General features: G+C 52.2%; 1 protein-coding gene. It reads left to right on the forward strand.

Annotated elements, in window-relative coordinates:
* Positions 1 to 347 precede the first annotated feature (347 nt).
* The gene (locus AAC083_RS00090; RefSeq protein ID WP_108537781.1) at positions 348 to 980 is read left to right on the forward strand and encodes a LysE family translocator; all 633 of its coding nucleotides are present in this window, start codon (positions 348 to 350) and stop codon (positions 978 to 980) included.
* Positions 981 to 1,452 lie beyond the last annotated feature (472 nt).

Here is a 1,452-nt window from a genome sequence, read left to right on the forward strand (position 1 = left end):
CGCTCAGATGAGCGGGCTTTTTTATTGGGTGAAATTCAAGTGCTTGGCTGTAATGGCGGGGCGATGCTTTCCTTCAGGCCCTTTCATTCGTTCATTTTTTCCCCGCTCTGATTCGGATTACTGCGCCATCCAGCGTTATATATCCCCGTCCATTTCGTTTGCTGGAGCTCACTAAAACCAAGATTTGGGTTCTGCTCAATACCACCTCAGCCTTGGGTTCCAATCCATGCTAATGCGCACCAGGCTTTTCTGCTATTCCCTTCCTTGATAATCACTATTGCTGGGATGGGGGATGACAAGAGGCACGGGATCCATAGACTGTCTCTTTCACGAGCAAGGAGCCGTGTATGTTGGGGATCCACGATCTGGTGTTGTTTATTGTATCTGGTTTGCTGCTGAACATGATGCCCGGGCCGGACTCCCTGCTTATCATGCTGCGCAGCGGTTCTCAGGGCTGGCGGGCGGGTTCTGTGGCTGCGCTGGGGATTGGGACGGGCACCATGGTGCATGTGTTGGCGGCGGCGCTGGGGTTGTCGGCTTTGTTGAGTACCTCTGCTGAGCTGTTCGTCGTCATCAAGTTGATGGGGGCGTGCTATCTGGTCTACCTGGGGCTTTCCATGTTTTGGCAAGGTGCCAAGGCTCCTTCTGCCACCAAGGCTGCTGTAGCGTTGCTGGGGCTCTCTTATGGCCGGATCTATCGGCAGGGGCTGTTGACCAATGTGCTGAATCCCAAGGTTGCGCTTTTCTTCCTCGCCTTCGTGCCCCAATTTATCGCCCCCGATGCGCCGCAGAAGGCGCTGGCCTTCATCGTGCTGGGCTGCATCTTCAATTTCAATGGCATGATCTGGTGTCATCTGCTGGCATTCTCAACGGCCTATGCAAGTCGCAAGGTAAGGTTGCCAGCCCGGCTGGGAGCTTGGCTCAACCGTCTGATGGGGGGACTCTTCGTGGGGATCGGTATCAAGCTGGCTACGGAGTGAGATTCTGCCATGAAAGACAACCGGGCATAGAAAAAGGCGTATCCCATCGCTGGAATACGCCTTCGTCTGCACTGTAGCAGGGCTGATCGAGATCAGTTCATGCCGGATTATCATACTGCCTGTCTAATGCTGTTTAGCGTTGTCCATGGGATAATGCTATCCGATTGATTTGTATCTTTTAATTATCCATTCTTGTCTAAAGCTATCTTAAGGGATGTAAGACAGGTGCGGGTTAAAGTGTGGGTTCAAAATGGCAATGTCAGATTTTCGGGGGGATTACCGTTCTCACCAGTTCGGTATTACTAAGCAGAACCAGTGCTAAATAACTGATCCTAATAGTGCTACACCTTTGCTGTGCCATAGCCATTCCCCGGGAAAGGAGACACGGTATCCATGAAGTGTTTCACTCGAGCCAGCAGGTTGTGTAGTGGTCAACTAAATCCGGACACTTGGTTAGGCCGAACCTCGGCTT

It is taken from the genome of Aeromonas sp. HMWF014 (assembly GCF_963878295.1).
In the GTDB taxonomy this organism is placed as follows: Bacteria; Pseudomonadota; Gammaproteobacteria; order Enterobacterales; family Aeromonadaceae; genus Aeromonas; species Aeromonas popoffii.